A 25,130-nucleotide genomic window follows, 5' to 3' on the forward strand; every position below is an offset into this window, starting at 1 on the left:
GGGCTGTACTTTTTGTCAAAATAATGAAACGGTAAGCGGTGATTTGATGGCAAAGCCTTCGGCATAGGTCCAACCCTTGCTTTGGCCGAGCAAATAATCTCTTGCTTCTACTCGCTTCAAATAGCCGTTTGTCAGCGGCGTTTCGACGCTATTATCGGTAGCCTTCAGATTAAATTGCGAGGCATAGGCCTCCAGCGACTTTCTTTTTTTATCGTAATGGCTGCTGATATCTACCACAGCCGAAGGATGTTCCATGTCATTAATGTAATAATAGATCAGCTGCTCAATGCCGACAGCGGGAATGTCAGGCAAAAAATTGCGCAGCTTGGCGTTAAAAACCGCTTCCTCCACCAGCTTGCTGCAGGCGACATGATCAGGATGGCGGTCAACCCAATGGGGCGCAAAAACAAGACGCGGCCGAAAGCGTCGAATTTCGCGCACAATGGCCTCTATCTGCTCCGGCCCCCCCGTCAGTCCCCGATCGGGAAGCTGCAGGTTGGTGCGAGCCGACAAGCCAAGCACCGCAGCGGCTGAGGAGGCTTCTTGCCGTCTCAGCTCCACGGTGCCATTGGAGGACATCTCGGCTTGGGTCAGATCGCATATGCCGACGCGGCAACCGGCTTCTACATGCTTGGCAATCGTGCCGCCCATGCCGATTTCCGCATCATCGGCATGCGCGCCAAAAATGAGAATATCCAGCTTGTCCATCCCCTACTCCAGTCCCGGCTTGTACTTGTGCACAAGCTCGCGCCATGCAAAATCGCCGCGTTCTACCGCTTTGACGAGCAATTCGGCCGTAGCTACGTTTGTTGCAACCGGTATGCCCTGTACGTCGCAAAGTCGAAGCAGCGCTATAATGTCAGGCTCGTGGGGCTGCGCCATCAAAGGATCGCGCAGAAAAATGATGAGATCCATTTCATTTTCGGCTACCATTGCTCCGATCTGCTGGTCTCCTCCAAGCGGACCCGACATAAAGCGGTGAATCTTCAGCTCCGTCTGTTCCATAATGCGAGTCCCGGTTGTCCCGGTGGAATAAAGCTGATGCGGCACAAATACCTTCTCATATGCCGTTACAAAATTAACGATTTCCTCTTTTTTACGGTCATGCGCGATAAATGCAATTTTCAACATGATGTTCTCCTCTCAAGCTGGAGCGGATTTTGGATTAGTCCATGATATGCTCAAAGCCGTATACAAGTCCGCTATAGGTCATTACCTTTTTGACCGCAACGTTGACCCCGGGCATATAACCGGCACGTTCATAGGAATCATGGCGGATTTTCAACGACTGTCCATGGCCGCCAAATACAACTTCCTGTTGGGCGAATACGCCTGGAAGTCTGACGCTATGTATACGGAAGCCGTTGTAATATGCGCCCCTAGCTCCCTCAATAAGCTCTTCCTCGGCAGGATTGCCCTGTTTCAGCTCTTGCCTCGCCTCGGCGATCAACTCAGCGGTTTTGATCGACGTGCCGGATGGCGCATCCAATTTCTGGTCGCCATGATATTCAATAATTTCGACGTGCGGCATATATTTGGCGGCCTGGGCCGCAAATTTCATCATCAGAATGGCTCCGATGGAGAAGTTCGGCGCAATAAGCCCCCCGATTCCTTTTTGCTTGCAAAGCTCGTCCAGCTCGGCAATTTGCTCCGGCGTAAAGCCTGTTGTGCCGATGACAGGGCGAACACCGTATTCAATAGAGGTTCTTGTATTGATATAGGCGGCCTGAGGTACGGTAAAGTCTACAAGAACATCGCTTTGGCTTGAAGACAAGGCTTCTTCGAGCGTTGAGCTGACCGTTACGCCGGTATGTTTGCCTCCGGCGAAAATGCCTGCGTCAACCGGGCCTGCTGAAGGATCGACTGCAGCAACAAGCTCCAGCGCTTCATCCTCCAGCACCATTTTGACGACTTCTCGGCCCATTCTTCCGCCGGCTCCGGTAACTGCTACTTTTATCCTTTGATTTGTCACTGCTAATCACCTGTCCTTTTTTCTGCTGAATGTTGAGGTTATGGCTCTAAATCTGCGTTTGCGGCGGATATCGCCGAACAGCCGCTTGGCGGCGGCATGCTGTGGATCGAGGCGCAGCGCCTCCCGCGCGCTAATATAGGCTTCTTCCAAGTCGCCCGCACTTTGGTAAACGAGCGCAAGCGTAAAAATAGCGTCGAAGTACAGGGGGTCCAAGGACACCGCCTGGCGAAGCAGGGAAGCCGCTTCTCCCATAATAGGCGGCGAAAGGGCAAGCAGGCCGTTAGCTTCGATCAGCAGAAGCCTCGCCTGTATCACTCCGGAATGGTAACGGTATTCCTCATTGTCCGGCTCCAGCTTTTCCGCAAAATCGGCATACACCTTAGCTTTGCTCCATTTGCCGCTGCGAGCGCAGGATACCGCGCATTTATGATAAAAGGCAGGGTTGGCGGGTTCCGCTGCAATCGCCTGCTCAAACCATGCTATAGCCTCTTCAAAATCGCCGTTCAGAATATACTCGTACGCTTTTCGGACACAGCTTTCCCCATCCATCTGTCCATCCTCCTGTACAGGATTATGGTACAGCATATGTAGGGGGCTTGCTTACAGTTCTCCGGTTTTCCTCGTCCAGCGATCGGCGTCCCGGGTATTGAATTTGTTCATGACCTTGTCATGGGCCTGGCTTAGATCAATTCCCAAAGAGTTGGCAAAACATGATAAAATAAACAAGATATCACCAAGCTCCATTTCTATGGAATTGTCGGCTTCATCGCTTCTTTTGGGCTTTTCTCCGTAGGAGTGGTTTACTTCGCGAGCAAGTTCCCCTACCTCCTCGGTCATACGCGCCATCAAAGCTAAAGGGCTGAAGTAACCTTCCTTGAATTGCGAGATGTATTCGTCCACCTCGCGCTGTATATCGGACATCGTTTTATCCGCCATAGGGGACTCCCTTTCCTAATAGAGGTTGCACTCACGCAATTATGGTTATACGACTCCTATGTTACCGTATTGCTCTAATGAAAATCAATGTTTTTTGCTTGGCGCATATTTGCCCATACTATAAAGAGACAGTCCACCGCGGAAAGGAGTTGCAACCGGAATGAAACAATTGATGACGCAGCTGAAAATGATTGTGCCGATTATGCTGGGAACGGCCATTTACGCATTTGGCCTCCACTACTTCCTTATTCCCAACCAGCTGATGGAGGGCGGCGTAACGGGGATAGGGGTATTGCTCAATTACGCAGCGGGATTGCCGTTGTCCATTACGACGCTGGTGCTCAACATTCCGCTTTTTCTGTTAGGCTGGAGGGCTCTTGGCAAATTCCAGATGATCTACACGATCCTTGGCACGGTTTCGCTGTCGGGTTTTCTGGCGCTGACGGAGTGGTTTATCCGGATGGGATGGCTAGTCCCCTTCCAAAGCTCAGGCGACCACATGCTGATCGCTCTCTACGCCGGGGCAACGCTAGGCGCGGGTCTCGGCATCGTTTTTCGGTTTGGAGGAACAACGGGAGGCATCGATATCATCGCCCGAATCCTCTCACGCAGGAGAGGGTACAGCATGGGGCAGATCATCCTTTCCTTCGATGCTCTCATTATCGGCCTTTCCTTGTTCTACATCACGCTGGAAAAGGTGCTGTATACGCTCGTTGTTGTTTTTGTCGCCTCCAAGCTGATCGACTTTATCCAGGATGGCGCTTATTCTGCCAAAGCTTTCTCCATCATCTCCGATCATAGCGCGGCGATTGCGTCGGCCATTACGAAGGAACTGGAAAGAGGCGTAACGCTGATGCAGGCAAGAGGCGCCTTTTCGGGACAAGACAAAGAGGTCGTTTATTGCGTAGTCGGGCGTTATGAAACCCGGCGCCTCAAAGGCATAGTACGCAAAATCGACCCCCATGCTTTTATCGTCATTAACGATGTGCACGACGTGCTTGGCGAAGGCTTCAAGGAGGAATAAACGCTCCGCTTATTAGCGGAGCGTTTTTACGCCAAACGGATTTTGTTTGTATTTCCTCCAGCCTGTCCATGTTAATACGGCGGAAATCAGCGTTCCCAAAAATAATGCCCACTGCATAACATCAGGCCTTCCGGCAGACGCGGAAATCGGCTGGACGGAGCTGCGATAGGCCTCGCCTTCAAACATTGCGGATGACGCGTTTTCCATGGAGACAAAAGCAGCTTCCACCGCCAATTGGAGCCTGCGTTCATCGGCAGTTCCCGCCATCTTGGCATCAAGCAGCGCGGCAGCTTCACTGATACTCCGTAGGAGCTGTTCCGTTGCCTGCGCGGAGCCAGCCATTAAGGCTGCGGGAGCGATCCGGCCTGCATGGGCTGAAAAACTATTCAGCCGCGCCGCAGCAGCGGCTGCGGGATCGCCTGCGCTGCGCTTCCAGGCTTTGCGGATTGCTGCGAGATCATCCTCCAGCAGCTTTTCGTATTGCAGCCACAAACCTCCGCTTCCGGAAGACATCGCATCGGCGGCCAGCGCAATGCGGGCCGCTCCCTCCGCCCAGGCGCGCGACGGAGAGCCGGACAGCAGCAAAGCTTCTGTCTCTGTCATTTCGTTATCCAGCGCAACCCATCCGGCCTCCGTGCCAAATCCCCGAAGCATGCCGGCTTCCGTCTGCTGCTTTAGCTTCATCAGCCGGTTGTACGCGAGATGCCGTTCATTTGATAGAGCTGCGGCGTACAAATCAGAAGCGGTATTATTCATTACTTGAAGCTGGATATGGTGACCGCCGGGAGACTGATCCAAATGCCCGGCGTTTATCGGACGTATCCATACTGACCATGACGAAGCCAGCGTTAACAATATACATAGAATTAATGGAGCTGCGATACGAGCCTTCATGCGGACATCCCCCCATAAAAGAGTTTATGAGGGGATGTCCGGCTTTATGATGAGGTTTTTGAGCGTCTTTTCCATACAAGCAAAGCAAGGCCAAAACTGATAAAAGAAAGAGACACGGTAAACCACTTGATCACATCGAGGTCATCCAGCAGTTCTCTAGGCAAGCTTGGAAAAATACCGAAGGTATAGTCCATTGTATCATTCAGCAGCAGCCAGCCAAGCGCAATCGCCAGACTAACCGCTCCCGCCTTCATAAAGCGGAAAAACAGAAGCGCCTCCAGCGCCATGCCCAGGTGAGAGACAATCAGCATATAATGGCTCCAGATCAACAAATCGCCTTGAGCCGCGCCGGCCCAGATCATAGCAACCGCCCAAACTCCGTATTTCACGGAACATACTACAGCCAATCCTTCAATCAGCATCCGAAATCCATTGGTCACAACTGAAGTTTTCCGAGGGGGAAACAACAGGAATAACAGAGCTAACGTAAAAAACAGGCTTGCCGTAGGGGAATCTGGCACAAACGGCAGCATCCATAGCGGTTTTTCCTGAAGGGTCATCCGAATTTGGTAATCATACCAAATGTAGCCGTAGATCGTACCCAAAAAGTTAACCGTAAACAAGATCCACAAAAAACTCCGGTTTAACAAAAAGCTTTTGCTCCAAAAAAAGCTCAGATTCATTCCCCGTTACCTCTCCCGTATTCATATGTAGCGAACCGTATGCCCGCAGTCTCTATTGTGCGAAAAAAAAGGCCGATCGTCAAATGACAATCAGGCCTTCTTGATTCTTATTGGGTTTGCTTCGCCAGCCATACGGCCAACTGGTCAATTTCTTCGGCCGAAAGCGCATCGCTGAAAGGCGGCATTGCCCCGTTTTCGCTGCCGTTGGTAATGATTGCGGCGATTTCCTCCTGGGTCAACCGATTGCCTACGCCAATCAGCGCAGGTCCTGCAGTGCCGCTAAAATCCGCGGCATGACAACCGATACATTGCGCTTGAGCTATGGACATAGCTGGGTCGTCAGCTTCAATGATGGCCGCGGTTTTCTTGAGCGGGTTAGGCCGCGGTTCTCCTCTTTCAAACGCTTCCCTTGCCTTGTCCGCACGTTCGTGATGCTCTGGAATCGTATTATTTTCCGCCAGCATGTGCTGGTAATGATCCCAGGAAACGACAGTGAGGTATACGCAAGACGCCAAGGTAAGCAGCATCAGGGAAGAAGCAATTGGACGACGGTAGAAACGGCGTTCCTTTCCTGTGTCCAGAAACGGAGCCAGCATCAAGGCGCCAAACATAATTCCCGGGATGCCCATGGTGCCCAGCAGGACATAATCCTGCGAAACATAAGGGTATTTCAGGAATTGATACAAAAAGAGAAAATACCAGTCCGGCATCGGGATAAAGGATGCGTTAGTTGGATCGGCAGGATAACCTAGCGGAGCAGGCTCCGCGATGACCCAAACCAGGAATCCGACCAGCACCACACAGCCGACCATCCATTCCTTTAATAGGAAGTTTGGGATAAAGGCTTCCGACTTTCCCGGAAATGCCGTGTAATCAGGCGGTGTCTGGAACATGCCGGCTTTTTTGACGCGAGAGTCGCCGACGAAGACAACCTTTTCTTTCGATTTATGACCATGAGCCATAAGTAAGCCCTCCCTCCCTTATAGTTCGTGTTCAAAAAGTCCCACTTATAGTGGTCCTGATATGCCTTGTTTCCGAATCATTAGGAAATGCGCCGCCAACATGGCAATCAACGCGCCAGGCAAGAAAAATACGTGAATCGCGAAGAAGCGTGTTAGCGTTTGCGCGCCTACAATGTCGCCACCGTAAAGGAAGTCGGCAATGTAAGGTCCGATGTAAGGAACAGAAGCGGCAATTTCAACCCCTACCTTGGTCGCGTAGTAAGCTTTGTTATCCCATGGCAGCAGGTAGCCGGTAAAGCCCAATCCTAACATAATAAAGAAGATGAGCATTCCGACTACCCAGTTCATTTCGCGCGGAGCTTTATACGAGCCCGTGAAGAAAACGCGCAGGGTATGTAGGAACATCATTACAATAACAAGGCTTGCTCCAAAATGGTGCATGCCGCGGACAATCTGGCCAAATGCAACCTGATGCTGCAAAAAGTCAACGCTTGCATAAGCGTGGATAATATCAGGCACATAATACATGGTCAGGAACATGCCCGACAGGATTTGAATCACCGTAATAAAAAACGTCAGGCCGCCAAAGCAATACACAAATGCGGAAAAGTGATGTGCGGGATTGACATGCTCCGGCACCTCGTGATCCGCCACGTCTCTCCAAAGCGGCGTAATATCAAGACGTTCATCAATCCAGTTGTATACGTTTTTAAACATCTGAAGTACGCCCTCCTTAGACTCTAGTGTTCGGCTTGATGGCCCCCAAATAAACGATGCCGTCTTCAACCTTGACATCGTACTCGTCAAGCGGCAATCTGGCTACCGTAATGTTTTTGCCGTCTCTGGTGTATCGGGCATCGTGGCACGGACAGTCATATTCATTTTGGCCCTTAGTGTTCCAGAATATGGTGCAGCCCAAATGCTTGCACACCGGCGACAATGCAAAAATGTTGCCCTCGGCATCCCGTGCTATCCAGGATACCAGCTCCGGCTCGCTTTCGTACCAGCCGTCCACCTGGTGCACTTTGAATTTGAATTCTTGCGGCTCCGCTGTAATTTTGCTCTCTTCGACAACCTTTACGTAAGTCCCTTCACCCTTCTTCACGAGAAGAGGGTCAACTGCAAAACGAACCATCGGCAAAACTGCGCCGCCCATCATAAAGGCTGTCGTGCCCCCTAGCGTATAGGACAAAAATTGACGCCGGGACATTTCTTTTTTCTGAACGGGCCGATGCGCCGACTCATGCTGTTCATGGTTACTCATTTCTGTTCTAACCCCCTTTGCCAACCATATCTCGCGAATAACTTCATGGCAGGTACCAAGACATTACTTATCATAGCTTAGGCATTAGGGAGCGTCAATAATTTGGTCACAATTTTGTGTCAAAACCGCAAACTTGTTCAATGATTTGTTAATACTTTGTCACAATTAGATGTTGCTAATGTTTGTTTTACCCAAAAAGGGGCAAAACTATGCACTTACATTTCCATATTGATGACTATTTACCGTTCCATAACGATCTAATCAGCAAGGATACTTCGCCTTGCTCCGGCTGGCCGCCATCGTTGCCGGGACTAATGACGGCATCAGCTCCGCACCGGCTCAGATCAAGGCTGGGGCTGGCCGTTGCCAGCAGCACATATTTAAAGCCCGTTGACCGCAGAGACGAAATCCATTTGGCCAAAGCCTCCGTCAATCCCTCTCCATCGGTCGTATAATGCCATGCGGGGTAAGTAACCACTCTTCCCTTAAAAGGTATTTCGATAAGGTCCAACAGATCGCGCAGGTTCTCCAGCGCGAGGGTTGCCTCCGGCGGCGTTTCCGCCCCGTTCATGCCCGTTACCGGCAGCAGGCACGTATCCAGGTACGGCTGCAGCTCGTCCCATTCGGCAAGGCTGATGTCGCTGAATTTCATTCCGATTTCCCCTCTTAAAGCGTTTTCTTTAAAATCCATTTCATTTTACATAAGAAAGGCTCCGAGCGCCAGAGAAGAAATACGCTTCCCCGGAACCGGAGTCCCCCTTGTCAGGTTTGAAGTTCGTTAAGCTGCCGGACCAGAAGATGAAACGTATCCTCGTCGCCAGCAGAAAGCGCATTGTCGATTGCATGCTGAAGCCTGTTTGTTTGAAACCGGAGGACTGCGTCGTCAAGCACCATCTCCGCTGCCAGTCCCAACATGGTTTCGTACGTCATTTTCATTTTGTCCATAGGATACACCTCCACGCCGGCGCTAAGAGATCCTATATTCCACACCTTTAGTCACGTAGCTCTCCATCGTTCTTCTCATCCGCAGCAAATCGTCTTCTGTCAGTTCCCTAACGACTTTGGCTGGTGAACCCAGTGATAGAGTATAGGGTGGTATTACCTTGTTCTCTGTAACGATTGATCCGGCTCCTATTAAAGCATATTCACCAATATCAGCGCCGTTAAGTACGATGGCCCCCATTCCGATTAATGTGCCTCTGCCCAGTCTGCAGCCATGAATAATGGCGCTATGCCCGACGGAAACCTCATCTTCCACGATGAGCGGCTGGTTTGTATTGACATGGCCAACCGTACCGTCCTGGATATTGCAGCTGCGGCCGATCACGATGGGAGCAAGATCGCCTCGCAGCACCGCGTTAAACCAAACTGTGCTATTTTTACCTATTTCGACCTCGCCAATCACCTTGGCGCCTTCCGCTATAAAAACAGATTCCGCAACAACGGGGTGTTTGCCCTTAAACGGCAACAGCATAGGACACTCTCCTCCATCAATATGGGAGAGATTCTAGCAGCAGCGGCTAATCCTGTCAACGTCCTTCTCGCAGTCCCTCACCCGTTACAATGGCGTTGCCGGCTCTGGTCATTCTCAGAACCGTTCCATGCAGGGGATGTTCGCCAATCCGAAGCAGGCCCAGATGGAGCATCATGGTCCACACTCTTCTCTCCAGCACGGCTTCGGCGCTGTCGTAATAGTAAGGCTTTACGAAGGGAAGAAGGCTTTTTTTAAGCGATTCCGCCGTAACCCAATCACTGGCAAGCGCTTGGATCCAATGAACCAGGGAAAGCAGATTGGATACCGGCGTTTTGTAAAGCTTGAGCCAATACCGGTACAGCCTTTCGTCGTCCTGAAGCGGCGGTTCCGCCAATCTGGCCCGGCCGCCCTCTGCCACTGTCAGACGGCCCCCGCTTTCCTCTAAAGCGCCAATGGACATGCAATAGTCGTACAGGAAGGAAAAACGGTCGGGATATTGATTGAAATGTCTGCCGTACCCGAATCTCCACTCGCCTTTTGACGGCATTTCCTCCCGAATGGCCATATGCTCCAGCGCCTGAAGAACAAAGCGCTTATACATGGAACCATCCGGCATCAGCCCAATTTCATGACGCTGAACATACTTCAAAAATAAATTGACATCATCCTTCAGCAGCGTCTGCTCATCCCGGTAAAAAGGCGGCTCGTCGCTATACACCAGCTCTTCCGCAAATCTTCTGCGCAACGTTTCGCGGAAACGCTCCTTCAAATCGCCCGGCACTTGAAACATGTACCGGTTGGGCCCGCTAAATCCGTTGAACAACCAGCCTTGATGCTTGAAGCGAAGGATCATATCCCGTGGACTGAAGGGCTCGGGCTCCTGCGGCTGCTTCTTTTTCCGCTGTTTGGGTTTGGTTGGCGCGCTCTCCGACTTCGCCGGCTCCTGTTCAAGACCAAACCGGCTTTGCTGGGCTCGGGCGACTAAATCCTCCAAGCTATATGCCTCCCGGTTTTCAAACAATAGCGAATTCAGAAAACGCAGCTCATCCAGCTTCATCGTATCGATCTGGCTGTCAAAAACATCATGTCGGCTGACGGTGGACAGAATGGATTGAATCAAATCGTTTTTTGAATTGCCATTGCACTGGCAATTGTATACGGCCGCGATCCGGCTGAGTTGGCCGATATCCGCATACCCCAGCATATCCGATAAATTCATCATACTCTCCTTTCCGCTCCTCCAGGGAAGGAAACTGGCGTTTTATCGTAGTAATCTGCATTCATCTTGTAATACCATTATTGGACAATTCAGTGAATTCATACCCGCTCCCAACTTAAAATCCACGTTATTTCCGCCCATAATAAAAAAAGAATCCAGCCGAATACGGCCAGACTCTTCTTTTTATGGATAGCGGGATAAAATCATTTAAGGCAAAGCTACCTTGTCGCCTTCCTGCAATCCTTCCAGCACCTCGGTTTTATCCGAGGTTTCCAGGCCGGTTTTAATATCCCTGCGCTGGAACTCCCCATTCCCGCTGTCAAGCATCACGTATGCGGAGCTTTGATCGCGCATGACAGCTATAGATGGCAGAGTAAGCACATTTTCATTGCTGGCGGTTTGAATATCGCCGGTCAGCGATAAACCCGCAATAAGGTATTCGCTTGGCTCAAGAGAAATCGAAACTTCGAATTGCGCGGCCTGATTCAGACTGTTCTGGTCCGTTCCCGTTTTGGCAAATTTCGATACATGGATGACCGTGCCCGACAGCGGCACTTCTTTCATTGCGGTCATCGTTACTTTAACGACCATGCCGGGTTTGATGCGGAAGACGTCCTGTTCCCCAACAAGCGCAATAAACTGCAGCTTGTCCAAATCTACGATTTTGCCGACATATTGGTTGTCGCCCAAAACGCGAGCCTGCTTGGCACCGGAATCAAACAGGAATATTCCCGTAGAAGGAGAACGGTACTCCGCTTCCTTGAGCTGCTGTTTTTTCTGTTGGAGGCCTTGCTGTTGTATAGACTTTCTCACATTGTCCAGCTCCTTGGATAGCCGGGAAATTTCGCGATTGGCAAGCATTTTTTTGCGATTTTCCTCCGTCATGTCCATTGCCGCGGTTTCATTGTCGATCCCGGCAATATAGGCTTGAAGCTCCGACTCCAGATCGGCTTTGCGCAGCTCTGCTTCCTCTTGCGTAATTTGGTTGTTCAGGTCGGTTTTATCCAGCGTAAACAAAACATCGCCTTCGTTAATCTGCTGCCCGTCCTCCACTTTCCATGACGTCACTTTGGAGCTGAATGGAGAATAGATGGATGTTTCCTGCTCATAAAGCGATTTGCCTTTGACTTGAATACTTTGCGTCAACGTTTCCTTCGTTACCTGAAACGTGATCGCCTCCGATTCCAACGCCAGATCCGTGGCTGGAGCCGGCTTTGACATGGAATAAAGCACAAAACTGATTCCCGCTAATATAATGGCGATTACAATCCATTTAATTTTTTTCTTCACGTTTCCCTTTCCCCTTTTCTGCTTGTTCGGTGCGTCGTTCCTCTTACTTCTCTCATTGCTCGTTAATCGCGTTTGATTGCCGATAGCGCATCTGTCCGAGAAGCGCTGACTGCCGGGTAAATCCCGGAAATAATGCCGGTCATAATTGCAAAGGTCATGCCAACAGGAATAGCGGAGAATGGAATAAAGATGGAGATATCGGTTTCCCCATTGTTCAACGAAAGAATTAACGCATTAATGCCCCATACAATCCAGTAGGAAAATAAAATGCCCAGCAGCCCTCCAAGCAAACCAAGAAGCGCCGCCTCCACAATAAACATGTTTCGGATCTGGGACAAGTTGGCTCCCAAAACCTTCATAATGCCGATTTGCCTGCGGCGTTGATAAGTAGACATGGTCATCGCTACGATAATCGAGATGGAGGCGATAATCAGGATGAACACGCCAGCGCCGATGGCAATCGCCTTAAAGACAGCAAACTGCTCCTCAAGCTGCTCTTTTTGAAGCAGATTGGATTGGGTGGATACGGTGAGCTTTTGCAGCTGCCCCTCGACTCCCTTGACATGCTCCTCCGCATCCACTTTCACCTTGGCGGAATTGTATGACGTTGCGCTGACCTCTCCGGCCGAAAGACTCAGCTCGGCTCTGAGCATTTCCGCCGCATCCATCGTTATGTACATCGTCCGGTCATACGAAATGCTAATATCGCTTTGCCCTTTGGGCTTCTTGAGTACGCCGATCACCCGAAGCGGAGAGCTGACTCTTTGTTTGCCTGTTTCATCTATTCTATTGAGCTGAATTTGCACGTTAAACATGGACGTTGGCACGACCATCATCGTACGGTACTGCTCCTGCACGGTAGCATCGTATGGATTTCGATCCATTGCCGCATAAAGCTTGTCCCGAGTATCGGGGTCCATAAGCCCCATCGTCGCTCCGTAGCTGAGCACAACGCCGTTGGCATCGGAGCCGTCGGCCTGGCCCTGCATGAAGGACTCGCCAAAGCTCTCCAGCGTATTCAGGTCGGTCGCAATGATATTGGCAGAACCTTGCTTGCCGTCCACGGTTGTCATCTGCATGTAGTTCAATTGCTGATAAGGGGCAACGGCTTTGACATGCTTCAAATTCCTCATAATGTTCAGCTTTTGATCGGTTAGCAATCCCCGGTTTTTTGCTTCCTCGCTTGCATCAGCGCCTTGTGCCCCGTTGCTGGGCATCACCGTAATTTCGTCCATTTTCAAAAAGGTGTTTAATTCCGATTCCACGATCTTTTGCGTGGACTCCCCAATGCTCATGGCCAAAATAATAGCTGCACAGCCGATCGACAACCCCGCCGCGCATAGCATGGTCACCACCTTCCGGCGTCTGACCTGATCCCATGACAATCTTGACAGATCACTGATTCTCAAGACGGCACCTCCTCGGCTTCCCGCATTGCAGCAGCTTCTTCATCCGCTTTGGGTTCCTCGGGCTGGCGCGATGTCTCCAGCTTCCCGTCTTTCAGCGTAATAATATATTCCGTCTGCTGCGCGACTTCGCGTTCATGGGTTACGATAATAAAGGTTGTGTTCATCGTCTGGTTAAGCCGCTTCAAAATTTCCAAAATCTCTTCTTCCGTCTTTGTGTCCAGATTGCCCGTTGGTTCATCGGCAAAAATGACCGAAGGTTCCGTAATCAGCGATCTCGCTATACTTACCCGCTGCTGTTGTCCGCCTGAAAGCTGGGACGGGAATAACTCCGCCTTTTCGGGAATGCCTACCTGCTCCAGCAGCCGCAGCGCCTTCTGTTTGCGTAGCGATGGTTTCATGGACTGAAATACAAGCGGAAGTTCAATGTTTTCACGTACGGTCAAATTGGGCAGCAATTCGTAAGCCTGAAAAATAAATCCGATATGTTTGCGCCTGAATTCCGCAAGCTTGTTTTCATTCATTTTCACGATATCGTGATCAGCTATGTAGATATGGCCTTCGGTCGGCTTCATCAGACCGGCCATTAAATTGAGCAAGGTTGATTTCCCCGAACCCGAGCTGCCGAGCAAGGCAATCATTTCTCCTTTTTGAACACGGAAATTAATTTGCTGCAAAACCAGCGTTGTTTCGCTGCCATTTTTGAATGCATGGGACAAGCCCTCTACAGAAAGCAATTTCTCCACTCCTTCATTCCCATAATCTCTCCCTCTAATAGACGAGCGGCCTCAAACCAAACCCTGCACACAATTAAAAAAAATTTTAAAAAAAGTTTTTATAATCTCATTTCGAAATGTCCGCCATTTCACCGCACTGACTTGAATACGGATTAGGATTGAAATGCGTTTCATTTTATTTCCATTTATACCGCAACAGCGTCTTTCATCCGGACATTAATACTTATTTTCCCAAAGAAACAGGCTTTAGCGTATCTATTTAATCACACTACCCTGGCAAAATAACACAAAAAAAGCGCGACATCTCGTCGCACTTGATTGGTTTCTATTCGTTGGCTGCAGCCAAATGTTTGGTGCAATTGTGGAGCAGCGTTTGCCAGCTTCCGTTTCGCTGTTCCAGAATAGAGTAGGATAAGTTGCCAAGCTTGATATCCTCCAGCCCCGGGGATAATTCCAGAAGCATCTGGGCGATAAAGCTGCCGTGCGAGACAATAAGGATATTCCGGCCCTTTTCACGATCCTCCAGCTGCTTTAGCGCTTCTCTGCCGCGTACCCTCAGCACCTCATCACTTTCTATGCCAAGATCAAGCTGCTTCCAGTCCATTCCCCATTTAGCCTCGCGTTCCGCCAGTGTAGTGCCTTCCGCTTGCCCAAAATGCCGCTCTCTCAGTCGAATATCGGATTCCAGAAGCGGAATGTCGAGTTTACTGGCAATCACCTTCGCCGTAGCGCGCGCCCGCAGCAGATCGCTGGAGACAACTGCATCCCACAATCCCGGCTCCTCAGCAAGCCAATCTGCAAGTCTGGCAGCCTGATCCCTGCCTTCGTCGTTTAAAGGAATATCGCTTTGGCCTTGAATGATTCCTTTTTTATTCCAGTCCGTTAAGCCATGTCTGACCAATCCTATTTTCAATGCTCTCTCTCCTTCTCTGGTGTTCAATGCATATATAACTCAGTTCCTTGTTCGGGAAAGCCAATTGAGCGTCAGCAATGCCATGACGAGACCCAGCAGCGACAACGCAACGTAATATTGCGGAAAGGCCGGAACCACCTTCAGCACAAAGGGATCGCTGATGCTGGCAACCGGAACCTCGGCGTAAAAACCCGCTGCCATAATGCCATTGTCCCCAGTCACATTGCCCGTATCCATCAGACCGCTCAATTGGATCATTTCATCCTGAGGCGTAGCGTCGCGATAATCAAAAACAAATACAAAAAACGCACAAGCAAACATAGCCATGCATGCTGCAATGATTATAGCCAAATTTCGACGGAATGAACGGGAAAATTGATAGCTTTTGCTTGGAACGGGCATCAGCCAGGACTGCTCCGCATAAATCCGGTCCATAACGGAGCGATTAACGTGTTCGGACGGACCAAAAAGAGCCGGTTCATTTGCAAGCTCGCCCAACATGTCGTCGGTGTCCTCCCAATCATGAAACAAAATGGAACAGTGAGGGCAATCCAGCACATGGGCCTCTATCGCAATCCGCTCTTCGTTTTCTTCGTCCATATCCCAGTATTGGGGAAATCGGTTTTGCACCTCAACACACTTCATCATGTATTCATCCTTTCAAAAGGCTCCGATGCGGGAGAGCTCCCGAAATAGGGCTCCAACTGCGACTTGACGCTGGCCCTGGCCCGGAAAAGCAGCGACTTGACCGAACTGACGGTTTGCCCAAGAATGCTGGCGATCTCCTGATAATCAAGTTGTTCATATTCCCGAAGAATAAGCGCTGAACGCTGCTTCTCCGGCAAATTGTTAATGGCATCGCGCACCATATCCATCCGTTCATTCCGCAACAGGCGTTGTTCAGGAGTAGCGTCCATCGGAGCAGCCGGCTCATAACCCGCTTCGTCCAGCGACACATTGGCAGATTTCTGTTTCCTGAGCTCGCTCAATACGGTATTGCGGGCAATCGTATATAGCCAGGTGGAAAAAGAAGCATCCATTTCCCTGAAAGAATGAAGACTGCGATAGGCTTTATAAAATGTTTCCGAACACAAATCCTCAGCCAGCAGCTCAAGCTTTGCGCTCTTCAGCATATGAAAGATAAAGGCCAATATTTTTCGCTGGTAACGCCGCATCAGCTCGGAGTACAGTTCGACATTGCCATCCTTTATCTCGCGTATTAACTGGGAATCCGTCATGACAGGCGAACCTCCTCACCTGCAGAATATTCCCGGACTTCTCGATACATTGTACCTGCCCGGATTCAAAAAGTTGCGGTCATTCCATCAAAAACCCAATTCATACGGGTAGGTTAACTATTCGTGTTTCGCACGCAAATTCCTGCTTCATTCGACATTTGAGCTCCGCAGAACTCATGAAATTATTCTCATATCTCCATTTGGGCAAAAAAAAACCACTCCGAGGAGTGGTCACCGTTCATGTTGAACGATACAGTTATTGGATAGGAGTGGAAAGTCCTATCCCGAAACTGTATCTATTATTCCTTGCATGTCATCGTTCATGTTCTGAAGCAATTTTAGTCCGTCATGTAGTCCGTGTTTATACGCAATGTGGGCAACGTTTGTTTTTTGTGCAAACATATCTTCAATTTCAGAAATGAAGCGATCCAACTCTTCAGATTCAGAATGATGTTTCATTAATTTGATGATGCCATAGAAATTTTCATTGAGATCGGCGTTGCTTGCTTCACAAAGTTCAACCACTTCCCATTTCCTTTTATTGATATAATTCGCCAACAAACTCATACGCCCCCACCCTTTCAATTCATGTTGTATTGTTTTCAACCTTCGTATGCGAACTTATGTTCCGATTATAATTTATTTGTATTGGTTTGTACATTTATATCAACCCTCAAATTACCCTCATGATGAACAGGAAGATCATCCTGCTCACGCCCATAAAATTGCTTTAACTAAACCTTTTTCATTAAATACAGTTGCCGTTATTGTATGGTATATTAAAATTGTATTTATGAAAAAGGGGAAATGACAAGCATGCTCTTCTCACGAGGAAGGTGCTTGCTCCCTGACCTACTCAAGAGACGAGGATGGAGTCAAACTGAATATGCTCGTAGGTCAGGGCGATCTCAACGAATGATTTCCCACTTTTGCCGTAACGAGAGGGCCATGCAGCCTGAAGACATCCATACTGCATGTATGCTTCTCGAATGTGACGAAAGTGAACTTCATGAGTGGATTGATAAGAAGCAAGAAGCGGATAAATGATCCGCCCTTCTATCGCGTATTAGAGCTATTAGTTCTAAAGTGGAATGGTCCACATATCTATTCCCCCTTCATTGGTTCGTTTGATAAATTAATTAATCTTTTCTAATATTAGAATATCACATCTTGTCATTATCGGCTGTCGAACCATGGAACCAAAAAAATTATTTTTGACCAAAACTATATGTACTTTTGGTCAAATTTCATAAAAATCATAAATTATTTTTCGACATTTGCTTTATATACTCATTTATTTCTTTTTTTGAACGTCTTGGAACATTGCATTTTAGACGGTCATCTTCTCCGAAATAAAGTATCCCACCCTCGTATTTGGTCATCCCTGCTAGGTGGATTAACTCATTCCGATTTAGTCTTATATATCCCTGTGAAGCGAGGAGTCTATGAAGTTGTTCTATGATCGGTCCTTTTTTTGTACCACTGTAATATTCAATAGTGACCTGAGTGCTTTTAACTCTTACGATTGGCGGTTTCCGCTTTGACATGATTTTCACCTCAAATACAGCATTGCCGCCAATACTTTCTTCTAAACAACAAAGAGCCGCCGTATGAACAACCGCGCGGCTCTTGAAGTTATAGTTCTATTCCATGTTTTTTAATCGTTCGAAATATCGGTTCTTCAAATCTGTTAGATGATCGTCAAAAGGTTGCTCTGGTTCCCATTTCCTCGGGATCGGTTTACCTTCCATAATCAATAACCAAGCCGGATCTGCTGTACCTCTTCTGAGTAGAGCGTGCATTAGGTTGTGGCTGTCATCGCCCATTCCGCGCACTCCGATTAAATCCAACTCTGTTGCATTCATTAGTTGCCCTAAAGTAATGATGCCTGATTTTCTCAGTGAGCTGACGATCCTCGGAAATAAATGCACCTTATCAATATCATACAAAAACTGCCCCAGCAGCTTGACGGGCAACTCATAGTATTGTCTAGGTATTTCGTATTTCTCCATTAGTTTCTCTAGATGCGAATCCACGGCCTGCCCCCTGTCATAATGACTTGTAATCAGTATATGGCAGGGATTGGCATGGTGAGAAGACGGGAAAATATTCCTGTATCCTTTATTGCAAACTGTACGCCAAAGCTCATTCTACATCTTCTAAATATTCTATTGCTAATGGATCATGCCATTCTTTATCATTCAATTCAAATCCCCTGAATATCCGATCAATGCCTGTTACAACCCCTTTGTATGCATAGCCGTCATAATCAACAAAAGAAACTGTGGTCTTATCTTCATATGATTGCATTAATTTAGCTTTAATTATTTCAATGTCAACTGCCAATGAATTACCTCCTAGCAATCATTCCTCCGGGTCTTGTTAGTTTGGATTTGCGACTTTCATAATGTCCAGGAACGGAACCTTAAATAGTTCACCATTGTGTTCGACATGAACAAGTTTTGTCCTTGAATCCATATTTGTGATCAATCCTTTAACCGGCTCGTCAAGTCCCCAAACCTCAAGTTCGATCAACGTTTCTTCATTCTTAGCTTCAACTAAGCGCTCGCCCAGCTCCTCTAATACAAATTCGTCTCTAGTGGGTCTTTTCGCTTTTACTTTCGCCATCTTCGTTTCCTCCCGATCGTTTTAGTTTTTGGGAAAGCTGATCAGTGTATCTTGCCAGACGGTTACCCATTTCTGCTTTCAGCGCTTCCCTCGTAATGCCAAATCGGTTTTCATATCCCCTACAGAGGTAACGATGATAAAAAACACCGTCATCAGTTGTATCCGTGAACACCTGGATATTCCTCGTCTTAAGATCACGCTTAAGGATGTAATAGTCATCAGTCACCGAGAACATAATGACTTCCAGGCAACGAGCAAGCAGTTCTTTTAATGGGATGTTAGCCGTTCTAATTTGGTCAATGCTACGATGAAGCATTGATATGATATTTGGATACATGATGTAATCACGAATCATTGTCATTTCATCATTGGTGGGCATACCGATGATCTTGGGTTGATGACGCTGTTCATATTGCTCCTTGTGTTCCGTGAGTAACATTTTAGTCTTCCATCGTTCATTCCCGTCCAGTTTACTCATTTAAAGTGCCCTCCAATCTGCCCCGCTCTTTCGCGGGCCACGCCAGAATTAAGCAGCGATGACGCCCTCATAATAGATGCATCTCCAAAACGGTCTTTAATCTCGTCCGTTACCAACTCCAGGTCAAATTGTTTTGCGCGGTCCTCAAAAAGATCCAGCTGCTGAATTTTATCTGAGGACAACCCCGTCAAAGCAATCGCAATATGGGTTACAGGTAGTCCCTGCCAATATTGATCAAAGAGAGTCTGCACAGCGGTGACTAAATCATGTGTCAGTGATGTAGGTCGAATTAGCGTCAATTGCCGGTTGAATACATTTCCGCGCTGCCCATCCGTTTCTCCAACGCCAAGGGCAACAACCCTCCCCTGCACTCCCAAGCAACGCGCCCGCCTGCCGACTTCAACGCACAACTCCAATAAAACTACCTCGATATCCTCCCGACGACTGTACAATGACGCTCTGAGCGCTTTACCGTGGCTCACAGACTTGAGCGGTGTCGCTATAGATGGAACAACAGGACTTGGATCGATGCCGTTGGCCGTTTGCCAATAATATTCCGCTTGGATATCGGATTGTTTACCCATCATCCTGCGCATCATCTTTTTAAAAACGGGAAGCTCAAGCCTTGCAATATCCCCAATGGTGCGTAGACCCTGCATTGTAAATCTGGCCGTCATCCGTGAGGCGACCATGAACATGTTATTGATCGGCAGCGGCCACAAATCCCGCTCGATGTTAGTTGCATCCAGCCGAAAAATGCCTTCAGGGCGTTTTTTGGCAAAGTTATCTGTTGCCGTTTTCGCAAGCACCTTTGTGGGGCCAATTCCGATCCTTGAAAGCACGCCAGTTGAAAGTTGAACATTATGTTGTATCTTTCGTGCAATCTCTTCAGCAGAGCCGTAAAGAGCAACTGATCCTGTCACATCCAAGAATTGCTCATCAATTGAATAAGGCTCCACCAGTTCTGTAAATGACTCAAAGATGCTTGTAATAAACAATGAGATGCTAATATATCGCTGCATGCGGGGGCGAATTATGATAAGGTCTTTGCATATCGCCAAAGCCTCTCCTACCCTGCTGGCCGTTGTTACGCCGCGCGATTTTGCAATTGGGCAGGCCGCTAATATGATACCGCTCCTTCGGTCCGGATCTCCAACTGCAACCGGCTTATCTTTATATTCTGGATGGGCTGACTTTTCCACGCTGGCATAAAATGACTGACCGTCGATCAACAATATAGACCGTTTCCCGTAATCCATCTCCCCACCCTATCACGAACGTTTGTTCTTATTATATGCAAATATATGTTCGGTATGCAATGGAAATAACACACAAAAAGTTTTTTTGATTAGAAATGAATCAAACAAAAAAGCCTCCATGTATAATGGGGCTCCGTCTAGGATTTCAAATTAGTATAATATTCATTAAACATGATTGCATTTTGTCTCAGTTGCTTTAGCATATTTGCAATATTTTCAGCATTATTTAGTTCCATGATTTTTTCGCCCAATTTACTTACAACAAGTAAATGATGTATTGCTTTGTGAACATTTATGTACTCATAGTTAGTCAATTCACTTCTAACCTGCATTAAAAAATCGAGAGTTAAATCGGATAATAACATATGTAACGCTTCTTTTACTTCAGTGTAACCTTGTGAAACTAACGATGTGGCAAGAAGAAATCTTTCATAATCGCTATCTGGAATAATGTCAGTTATATCGTTAATTACACTATGATTCATTTTCATTTCTTCAGATATTATGTTAAATATTATCTTTTGAGCATTGTCTTTGTTTTTCGAATCAACCTCATGTTGACTTTTTATTTGATACTTTGCTACAAAATATGCAGTTAACCCACCAACCAATCCACCTAATAAAGAACTTGATAGCTCAAAAAAACCTGACCAAAGACTGTCGAGAGGTTTCTCAAAGTATCCTTCTTGTAACAAAAGTACAAGTATAAAGAATGACAAAAGGTTCCCGCCTGAGAATCCCAATATTAGCCAACTATAATAAACAAAACTCTTTTTCATCAATACCTCTGTCTACACTTCATAAGAAAGTTGCTTACCACTCTTGATATCTGTTCACCTGATTCATCAATATTCCCCTCATCCAATTGGTCTAAAGCGACACTTTCCTCGTCCCCTTCACCAAACTCCAAAAATTCATCTAAAGATGAAGGGGACTTCTGCTTTAAATCATCGGATAGCCCTTTCAATGCTTCGAAAGTGGACTTAGGATCAACCTTACTTACTTGTGTAGTGATTTTTGGAATTTGACTCAGATATTCTTTGCGTACTCTAAAATGTGCCCTAATATACTCTTGAACATTTCCAATAACATAAGAATTACCACATTCTTCACACGCAACAACATTCTCCGAGCTATTTAAGTCGTCTTCAACTAAATAAATTCTATTGTTGCAAACTGACTTAGTACATTCGAAAAAATAAACAACTTCAAAAACGCCGTCTTTATCAGAAAAGTAAAGTAAAAATTGAAGAGATGATTTTAATGTTAGCCCAGTGAATTTGGAAAAATCATGTGGATTAATATTTTTTTTACGACTATTTAAGGATTGTTGAATAAAAGTATGGAGTGATTCAAGAACTGAAATTTGAAAGTGGTGCTTGCAGTTGGAATTATTGTAAATATGCTTTAATTTTTCGTAAAACAAATTCCTCCTTCTCCCTTCTACTCACCCTCATTTTAGTGTAGTAGTACACAATCATTGTACCATTTTTATACTCAATTCGCACATCCACAAAGTTTTCATCGCCAGGAACTTCATTAAGATGCCAATGAAAACTTGCCTCTTGCATAGATTGAGCATTGTGTATTATTTCTTTAAGCTGCCAAAAAGACTTCACATCGTAAATCGGTAATCTCTTCTCATTTCTTGATGATGCTCTAGTGTAGTCACTTTCCCGAAAATGAAATTTAAATATCCACCCTTTTTCAAATTGAATGTCTTCCATCCTTTCGGTAATATCTTGATAAATAACATTTTTTATTTGCTCAACATAATCTTCTTTTACTTCTGCCACAATTTCTGAAAGGAATTCATTTATTTTATCTTCAGTTTCATCATTAACTTGTGCATCAAGTACAGCTTCCGCCTCAGCACTTAGTTCTGCAAACATTTCATATATTGAAGCAGTTGCATCAGTTTCATCGAAAGTTGTTATATTCAATTCAAGTGGCTCAAATACCTCTCCCTCAACATTTGTCGCTTTCAAAACCTTAACAATATCCATAAGCTCAGTTCTTGTGAGATCAAATTGTAGTTGATTGAATCTAAGAATGCAGAAATTTCTTTCTAGGTCAATTGTAACTGCGCAAAAAGCATTTGTTGCCCCGTATTGTTGATCCAAAGTATCTATGCGTAACAGAATATTGAATGCCTGCATAAAACCATCATCATTAAATTCTGGCCGTATTGTACAAAGGTTAATTAAGTTAGTATTGTCCCGCCAATTTATTAATGATGCATTGATCATAAGATTAGAATTTCTTTGTGCAAACTCCTCAATATCAGCTATGGTTGTACCCATATCTGCAAAGAAAGTATTGAATTGATACAAAACATGATAATTAGAATTTGAATAGAACAGCTTATCGAATATAAAATCATCTAACTGTTCCTCACTAAATGATGGAGTCTCTGACGATAAATTATCTTGTAAAAAAGTTTTGATTTTACTATATCTCAATAAACTAGATCCACCCCGTGTTTCAACACTCCAACGAGGTACATTATATGTTCTGAAAAAGTCTTCCCATTCTTGCAATTGAATATTTTTCATTACTTTTGTGGATAACAAGTAAATTACCTCCAACTTCAATCAATAGGATATAATCCCATGATCTAACAAACAACGAAAATATGCAAGACTTTTGTACTATTATGTCGTCTTGATTGATTGTCTATTGGAAGAGGATTTAACTGACAGCATCTTTTTTGGCGGTCTTACACTCCAATTGAACTAAAAAGGATAAAATAGTTATTTGGCAGTTCATGTTAGATAGTCCTAAAATCAGATTTCACCCCACCAAGTTGGAGCCTGAAAAATGAGTCGAAGCTGAATATGGAAAGTTTTAAGGAAGAATAGCGAAATTATTAATGGACTAATGGGGATGTAACATCTGATGGGGCTATCCAAAATGCAAATATTTTATCCTGATGTCTAAAAAAAATAAACCCCAAGAATGCTGTAATATCGACATTGTTGGGGTTTTATTATTGTTGAAAATCAAACAGAAACGACCTTTCTCTTTTTGCTTTATATAATGACGACCGTGCGACGAGTTTCTTCCCAACTCACCTCAGCTCCAAGAGCTTCAGCGACTACCCTTACAGGAACGCTTGTTACTCCGTCTTTAAGCGTTCCCTTCTGCTCCAGAATCCTGCCGTTGACCTCAATGTTGACTTGATCACTGACAGTATACGGAGGGCTTACAACTGGATTAAGAGCAGCGGCGACACGGCCTTTAAACTCTTTCCAGCCCGTCCATTCCCCACCATTATACATGAGGCGCGGGCAAATCTTACGGTAGCCAGAGGATGACGGCCAATCCCAATGGCGGCGCAACCGATCAACGCCCCAACCGCGTTCCTTCAGCATTTCGGCCACAAGCTGTACGGCAAATTCTAGTGTGGCTGCATAATTACCGCTCTCGCAAATTTCGATGCCGATAGATGTCATATTACCGCCGGTTGCCAAAGTACCGTCTCCAGCGTGCCAGCCAACCTCATTAAGAGGAAGTGTCTCAATAGCGACAATCCGGCTGTCCGCTGCTGTTGTCTCTGGACCAATAACAATATGATAGCTGGCCGTCACATCATTTTTTGGATTTGTCAGCCAGGCTCGCTCATTGTGAGCTGTACTGGTTGGATTACCAGTGTTGTGTATGGTCAGGGTTGAAGCTTTAAGCATTCTCCCCGAACGGCGGTTTTTAGGCGTGCTTGCCGGAATGTGATCGACGATATAATCAGGCAGCAGCTTGGCCGGATCGACCTGAATACAAAGCGCATGATGGACTACGCGCTCCTGCTGATCCGCGCCCATGTCCGCCACATGATACAGACGCTTATTGCCATTGGCCTTGTCGATGTCCAGCAGCTTGCGGAGCTGGTCGTTATTCGCCGCCAGCGTAGCGCTGCCCCCGCCGTCCAGGTTAACCGCATTAGTGTAACCGAGGTGAGCCGCAAGGATCGCCGCCTCTCTGCTGGTAAAGCCTTTGTCATAAGTGCCACGACCGTCCACAACGACGATGCCCAGTGTGCCATCCGGCTTGATGCTCGTGATCATGCGCGGGTTAGTGGCTGTAACGTCCGATGGCGTTTGCTCCGCTGCAATTGGAGTCAGGACCGCGCTGCCGCTTTGGACAAGCGTAGGGACAGCAGAGATAGCCCAATCAAGCCCCGCAGGACTGGCCTGTCTGCCAATGCCAAAGCGTCCGCCCTTGCGGTATAGGTGTGGGCGCTGCTCCGTCTTGCCTTTGACATCTGGATAGGTCGTCTTGCCGTTTTGATGCGTCAGGCCCAGCAGACTGCCATCGGGCGCAAAAAAAGCGGCGTTGAGGCATACCCAACTACCGCCGTATTTTTTGACCATATCAGCCAGGATGCCGGATACCGTTTTCCCCTTTGCCGTGACCAACTCCGTTCGAATGATAGCTGCTGCCGGGATATCGAGCTGGCGGTAATCGGTATAGCCATCGGCCTTGCTGTATTTGCCGGTGCGCGGGTAAGTCAGTGGGCCATGCTCGACCTTACCATTTTTGATGCTGGCGCGATTATGCCCGATCATCGTTTTTAACCTCTGGCAAGCCTGCCAATGATGTTAAAAAGCTTGTAATAGTGGCGAGAAGCACCGTGCCGCCTACCGTTGCCCAGCCCACCTGATTAAATACTGTTGCAGCCCCAATAGCACCAATTGCCGTTTGAGCTGCCGTTTTTACCGCCCTTACTGTTGCTGCTTTAATCCATTCTTTTGTCATT

The 25,130-nt window shown here is 47.1% G+C and carries 33 protein-coding genes; 2 read left to right on the forward strand and 31 right to left on the reverse strand.

Annotated features, from left to right (window positions below; all coding sequences use genetic code 11):
- Positions 1–15: 15 nt before the first annotated feature.
- From bshB1 to ACX93W_RS04990, 5 genes are read right to left on the reverse strand one after another with little or no spacing between them, the layout of a single operon-like run.
- Positions 16–708, reverse strand: a complete 693-nt coding sequence (gene bshB1 / locus ACX93W_RS04970) for a bacillithiol biosynthesis deacetylase BshB1 (protein WP_459391198.1) — start codon at positions 706–708, stop codon at positions 16–18.
- Between the two features lie 3 nt (positions 709–711).
- Positions 712–1,131 (reverse strand): methylglyoxal synthase, encoded by a 420-nt coding sequence (mgsA, locus tag ACX93W_RS04975; RefSeq protein ID WP_459391199.1) that lies wholly within the window; start codon positions 1,129–1,131, stop codon positions 712–714.
- Between the two features lie 34 nt (positions 1,132–1,165).
- On the reverse strand, positions 1,166–1,972 hold the full coding sequence (gene dapB, locus ACX93W_RS04980; protein ID WP_459391200.1) for a 4-hydroxy-tetrahydrodipicolinate reductase: 807 nt from the start codon (positions 1,970–1,972) through the stop codon (positions 1,166–1,168).
- A gap of 6 nt (positions 1,973–1,978) precedes the next feature.
- On the reverse strand, positions 1,979–2,521 hold the full coding sequence (locus ACX93W_RS04985) for a tetratricopeptide repeat protein (RefSeq protein ID WP_459391201.1): 543 nt from the start codon (positions 2,519–2,521) through the stop codon (positions 1,979–1,981).
- A gap of 51 nt (positions 2,522–2,572) precedes the next feature.
- On the reverse strand, positions 2,573–2,908 hold the full coding sequence (locus ACX93W_RS04990) for a nucleotide pyrophosphohydrolase (protein WP_459391202.1): 336 nt from the start codon (positions 2,906–2,908) through the stop codon (positions 2,573–2,575).
- Positions 2,909–3,068: 160 nt separating this feature from the next.
- On the opposite strand from ACX93W_RS04990, the gene ACX93W_RS04995 reads away from it, so the two are divergent.
- Complete coding sequence (locus tag ACX93W_RS04995) at positions 3,069–3,932, forward strand: YitT family protein (RefSeq protein ID WP_459391203.1); 864 nt, start codon at positions 3,069–3,071, stop codon at positions 3,930–3,932.
- Positions 3,933–3,944: 12 nt separating this feature from the next.
- On the opposite strand, the gene ACX93W_RS05000 is transcribed toward ACX93W_RS04995, so the two are convergent.
- The 16 genes from ACX93W_RS05000 to ACX93W_RS05075 form a co-directional block, all read right to left on the reverse strand.
- Positions 3,945–4,826, reverse strand: coding sequence for a sporulation protein YpjB (locus ACX93W_RS05000; RefSeq protein ID WP_459391204.1), 882 nt, complete (start codon positions 4,824–4,826; stop codon positions 3,945–3,947).
- 44 nt (positions 4,827–4,870) lie between these two features.
- Positions 4,871–5,509 (reverse strand): DUF1405 domain-containing protein, encoded by a 639-nt coding sequence (locus ACX93W_RS05005; RefSeq protein ID WP_459391205.1) that lies wholly within the window; start codon positions 5,507–5,509, stop codon positions 4,871–4,873.
- A gap of 107 nt (positions 5,510–5,616) precedes the next feature.
- Complete coding sequence (locus ACX93W_RS05010) at positions 5,617–6,471, reverse strand: c-type cytochrome (protein WP_459391206.1); 855 nt, start codon at positions 6,469–6,471, stop codon at positions 5,617–5,619.
- Positions 6,472–6,516: 45 nt separating this feature from the next.
- Complete coding sequence (gene qcrB, locus ACX93W_RS05015) at positions 6,517–7,188, reverse strand: menaquinol-cytochrome c reductase cytochrome b subunit (protein ID WP_068683858.1); 672 nt, start codon at positions 7,186–7,188, stop codon at positions 6,517–6,519.
- A 16-nt stretch (positions 7,189–7,204) separates the two neighbouring features.
- The gene (locus tag ACX93W_RS05020) at positions 7,205–7,735 is read right to left on the reverse strand and encodes a Rieske 2Fe-2S domain-containing protein (protein ID WP_459391207.1); all 531 of its coding nucleotides are present in this window, start codon (positions 7,733–7,735) and stop codon (positions 7,205–7,207) included.
- Positions 7,736–7,970: 235 nt separating this feature from the next.
- The gene (locus ACX93W_RS05025; protein WP_459391208.1) at positions 7,971–8,387 is read right to left on the reverse strand and encodes a DUF2487 family protein; all 417 of its coding nucleotides are present in this window, start codon (positions 8,385–8,387) and stop codon (positions 7,971–7,973) included.
- Between the two features lie 110 nt (positions 8,388–8,497).
- The gene (locus ACX93W_RS05030) at positions 8,498–8,680 is read right to left on the reverse strand and encodes an IDEAL domain-containing protein (protein WP_459391209.1); all 183 of its coding nucleotides are present in this window, start codon (positions 8,678–8,680) and stop codon (positions 8,498–8,500) included.
- Between the two features lie 22 nt (positions 8,681–8,702).
- Positions 8,703–9,209, reverse strand: a complete 507-nt coding sequence (locus ACX93W_RS05035) for a gamma carbonic anhydrase family protein (protein WP_459391210.1) — start codon at positions 9,207–9,209, stop codon at positions 8,703–8,705.
- A 55-nt stretch (positions 9,210–9,264) separates the two neighbouring features.
- Positions 9,265–10,431: a hypothetical protein gene (locus ACX93W_RS05040; protein WP_459391211.1), complete on the reverse strand. Its 1,167-nt coding sequence runs from the start codon at positions 10,429–10,431 to the stop codon at positions 9,265–9,267.
- Positions 10,432–10,635: 204 nt separating this feature from the next.
- On the reverse strand, positions 10,636–11,718 hold the full coding sequence (locus ACX93W_RS05045) for an efflux RND transporter periplasmic adaptor subunit (RefSeq protein ID WP_459391212.1): 1,083 nt from the start codon (positions 11,716–11,718) through the stop codon (positions 10,636–10,638).
- A 62-nt stretch (positions 11,719–11,780) separates the two neighbouring features.
- The gene (locus ACX93W_RS05050) at positions 11,781–13,127 is read right to left on the reverse strand and encodes an ABC transporter permease (protein WP_459391213.1); all 1,347 of its coding nucleotides are present in this window, start codon (positions 13,125–13,127) and stop codon (positions 11,781–11,783) included.
- Positions 13,124–13,861: an ABC transporter ATP-binding protein gene (locus ACX93W_RS05055; RefSeq protein WP_459391214.1), complete on the reverse strand. Its 738-nt coding sequence runs from the start codon at positions 13,859–13,861 to the stop codon at positions 13,124–13,126. The genes ACX93W_RS05050 and ACX93W_RS05055 overlap by 4 nt, the downstream gene beginning before the upstream one ends.
- 325 nt (positions 13,862–14,186) lie before the next feature.
- Positions 14,187–14,774, reverse strand: a complete 588-nt coding sequence (locus ACX93W_RS05060) for a histidine phosphatase family protein (protein WP_459391215.1) — start codon at positions 14,772–14,774, stop codon at positions 14,187–14,189.
- Positions 14,775–14,813: 39 nt separating this feature from the next.
- The gene (locus ACX93W_RS05065; RefSeq protein WP_459391216.1) at positions 14,814–15,422 is read right to left on the reverse strand and encodes an anti-sigma factor family protein; all 609 of its coding nucleotides are present in this window, start codon (positions 15,420–15,422) and stop codon (positions 14,814–14,816) included.
- On the reverse strand, positions 15,419–16,012 hold the full coding sequence (locus ACX93W_RS05070; RefSeq protein WP_459391217.1) for an RNA polymerase sigma factor: 594 nt from the start codon (positions 16,010–16,012) through the stop codon (positions 15,419–15,421). Before ACX93W_RS05070 ends, ACX93W_RS05065 begins: the two co-directional genes overlap by 4 nt.
- A gap of 279 nt (positions 16,013–16,291) precedes the next feature.
- A complete protein-coding gene (locus tag ACX93W_RS05075) occupies positions 16,292–16,579 on the reverse strand; it encodes a hypothetical protein (protein WP_459391218.1) in 288 nt (95 codons plus the stop codon).
- Positions 16,580–16,828: 249 nt separating this feature from the next.
- Between ACX93W_RS05075 and ACX93W_RS05080 the strand changes: the two genes are divergently transcribed.
- Positions 16,829–17,059 carry a helix-turn-helix domain-containing protein gene (locus ACX93W_RS05080; RefSeq protein WP_459392014.1) on the forward strand — a complete coding sequence of 77 codons (231 nt, stop codon included), beginning with the start codon at positions 16,829–16,831 and terminating at the stop codon, positions 17,057–17,059.
- A gap of 596 nt (positions 17,060–17,655) precedes the next feature.
- Here the strand turns inward: ACX93W_RS05080 and ACX93W_RS05085 are convergent.
- From ACX93W_RS05085 to ACX93W_RS05130, 10 genes are all read right to left on the reverse strand, one after another.
- Complete coding sequence (locus tag ACX93W_RS05085; protein ID WP_459391219.1) at positions 17,656–18,048, reverse strand: DNA-directed RNA polymerase subunit alpha C-terminal domain-containing protein; 393 nt, start codon at positions 18,046–18,048, stop codon at positions 17,656–17,658.
- A 109-nt stretch (positions 18,049–18,157) separates the two neighbouring features.
- Positions 18,158–18,358, reverse strand: coding sequence for a hypothetical protein (locus ACX93W_RS05090; protein WP_459391220.1), 201 nt, complete (start codon positions 18,356–18,358; stop codon positions 18,158–18,160).
- Positions 18,359–18,394: 36 nt separating this feature from the next.
- Complete coding sequence (locus ACX93W_RS05095) at positions 18,395–18,640, reverse strand: YolD-like family protein (protein WP_459391221.1); 246 nt, start codon at positions 18,638–18,640, stop codon at positions 18,395–18,397.
- The gene (locus ACX93W_RS05100) at positions 18,609–19,118 is read right to left on the reverse strand and encodes a hypothetical protein (protein ID WP_459391222.1); all 510 of its coding nucleotides are present in this window, start codon (positions 19,116–19,118) and stop codon (positions 18,609–18,611) included. The genes ACX93W_RS05095 and ACX93W_RS05100 overlap by 32 nt, the downstream gene beginning before the upstream one ends.
- On the reverse strand, positions 19,115–20,377 hold the full coding sequence (locus ACX93W_RS05105; protein ID WP_459391223.1) for a DNA polymerase IV: 1,263 nt from the start codon (positions 20,375–20,377) through the stop codon (positions 19,115–19,117). Before ACX93W_RS05105 ends, ACX93W_RS05100 begins: the two co-directional genes overlap by 4 nt.
- 137 nt (positions 20,378–20,514) lie before the next feature.
- Positions 20,515–21,156: a hypothetical protein gene (locus tag ACX93W_RS05110; protein WP_459391224.1), complete on the reverse strand. Its 642-nt coding sequence runs from the start codon at positions 21,154–21,156 to the stop codon at positions 20,515–20,517.
- Entirely contained in the window at positions 21,156–21,803 is a 648-nt protein-coding gene (locus tag ACX93W_RS05115) for a hypothetical protein (protein WP_459391225.1), read from the reverse strand. Before ACX93W_RS05115 ends, ACX93W_RS05110 begins: the two co-directional genes overlap by 1 nt.
- A complete protein-coding gene (locus tag ACX93W_RS05120; protein WP_459391226.1) occupies positions 21,769–22,950 on the reverse strand; it encodes a hypothetical protein in 1,182 nt (393 codons plus the stop codon). The genes ACX93W_RS05115 and ACX93W_RS05120 overlap by 35 nt, the downstream gene beginning before the upstream one ends.
- A 459-nt stretch (positions 22,951–23,409) precedes the next feature.
- Positions 23,410–24,939 (reverse strand): phosphodiester glycosidase family protein, encoded by a 1,530-nt coding sequence (locus tag ACX93W_RS05125; RefSeq protein WP_459391227.1) that lies wholly within the window; start codon positions 24,937–24,939, stop codon positions 23,410–23,412.
- The gene (locus tag ACX93W_RS05130; protein WP_459391228.1) at positions 24,926–25,129 is read right to left on the reverse strand and encodes a holin; all 204 of its coding nucleotides are present in this window, start codon (positions 25,127–25,129) and stop codon (positions 24,926–24,928) included. The genes ACX93W_RS05125 and ACX93W_RS05130 overlap by 14 nt, the downstream gene beginning before the upstream one ends.
- Position 25,130 lies beyond the last annotated feature (1 nt).

Source organism: Paenibacillus sp. CAU 1782 (assembly GCF_054551715.1).

Excerpts from the sequence above, each read along its gene's own strand:
- ACX93W_RS05025 (WP_459391208.1), bottom strand. The coding sequence starts at position 8,387 with ATGAAATTCAGCGACATCAGCCTTGCCGAATGGGACGAGCTGCAGCCG.
- ACX93W_RS05080 (WP_459392014.1), top strand. The coding sequence starts at position 16,829 with ATGCTCTTCTCACGAGGAAGGTGCTTGCTCCCTGACCTACTCAAGAGA.
- ACX93W_RS04995 (WP_459391203.1), top strand. The coding sequence starts at position 3,069 with ATGAAACAATTGATGACGCAGCTGAAAATGATTGTGCCGATTATGCTG.
- ACX93W_RS05035 (WP_459391210.1), bottom strand. The coding sequence starts at position 9,209 with ATGCTGTTGCCGTTTAAGGGCAAACACCCCGTTGTTGCGGAATCTGTT.
- qcrB (WP_068683858.1), bottom strand. The coding sequence starts at position 7,188 with ATGTTTAAAAACGTATACAACTGGATTGATGAACGTCTTGATATTACG.
- ACX93W_RS05040 (WP_459391211.1), bottom strand. The coding sequence starts at position 10,431 with ATGATGAATTTATCGGATATGCTGGGGTATGCGGATATCGGCCAACTC.
- ACX93W_RS05095 (WP_459391221.1), bottom strand. The coding sequence starts at position 18,640 with ATGGCGAAAGTAAAAGCGAAAAGACCCACTAGAGACGAATTTGTATTA.
- ACX93W_RS05130 (WP_459391228.1), bottom strand. The coding sequence starts at position 25,129 with ATGACAAAAGAATGGATTAAAGCAGCAACAGTAAGGGCGGTAAAAACG.
- bshB1 (WP_459391198.1), bottom strand. The coding sequence starts at position 708 with ATGGACAAGCTGGATATTCTCATTTTTGGCGCGCATGCCGATGATGCG.
- ACX93W_RS04985 (WP_459391201.1), bottom strand. The coding sequence starts at position 2,521 with ATGGATGGGGAAAGCTGTGTCCGAAAAGCGTACGAGTATATTCTGAAC.
- mgsA (WP_459391199.1), bottom strand. The coding sequence starts at position 1,131 with ATGTTGAAAATTGCATTTATCGCGCATGACCGTAAAAAAGAGGAAATC.
- ACX93W_RS05020 (WP_459391207.1), bottom strand. The coding sequence starts at position 7,735 with ATGAGTAACCATGAACAGCATGAGTCGGCGCATCGGCCCGTTCAGAAA.
- ACX93W_RS05010 (WP_459391206.1), bottom strand. The coding sequence starts at position 6,471 with ATGGCTCATGGTCATAAATCGAAAGAAAAGGTTGTCTTCGTCGGCGAC.
- ACX93W_RS05070 (WP_459391217.1), bottom strand. The coding sequence starts at position 16,012 with ATGACGGATTCCCAGTTAATACGCGAGATAAAGGATGGCAATGTCGAA.
- ACX93W_RS04990 (WP_459391202.1), bottom strand. The coding sequence starts at position 2,908 with ATGGCGGATAAAACGATGTCCGATATACAGCGCGAGGTGGACGAATAC.
- ACX93W_RS05105 (WP_459391223.1), bottom strand. The coding sequence starts at position 20,377 with ATGGATTACGGGAAACGGTCTATATTGTTGATCGACGGTCAGTCATTT.
- ACX93W_RS05065 (WP_459391216.1), bottom strand. The coding sequence starts at position 15,422 with ATGATGAAGTGTGTTGAGGTGCAAAACCGATTTCCCCAATACTGGGAT.
- ACX93W_RS05000 (WP_459391204.1), bottom strand. The coding sequence starts at position 4,826 with ATGAAGGCTCGTATCGCAGCTCCATTAATTCTATGTATATTGTTAACG.
- ACX93W_RS05075 (WP_459391218.1), bottom strand. The coding sequence starts at position 16,579 with ATGAGTTTGTTGGCGAATTATATCAATAAAAGGAAATGGGAAGTGGTT.
- ACX93W_RS05005 (WP_459391205.1), bottom strand. The coding sequence starts at position 5,509 with ATGAATCTGAGCTTTTTTTGGAGCAAAAGCTTTTTGTTAAACCGGAGT.
- ACX93W_RS05110 (WP_459391224.1), bottom strand. The coding sequence starts at position 21,156 with ATGAAAAAGAGTTTTGTTTATTATAGTTGGCTAATATTGGGATTCTCA.
- ACX93W_RS05030 (WP_459391209.1), bottom strand. The coding sequence starts at position 8,680 with ATGGACAAAATGAAAATGACGTACGAAACCATGTTGGGACTGGCAGCG.
- ACX93W_RS05100 (WP_459391222.1), bottom strand. The coding sequence starts at position 19,118 with ATGAGTAAACTGGACGGGAATGAACGATGGAAGACTAAAATGTTACTC.
- ACX93W_RS05125 (WP_459391227.1), bottom strand. The coding sequence starts at position 24,939 with ATGATCGGGCATAATCGCGCCAGCATCAAAAATGGTAAGGTCGAGCAT.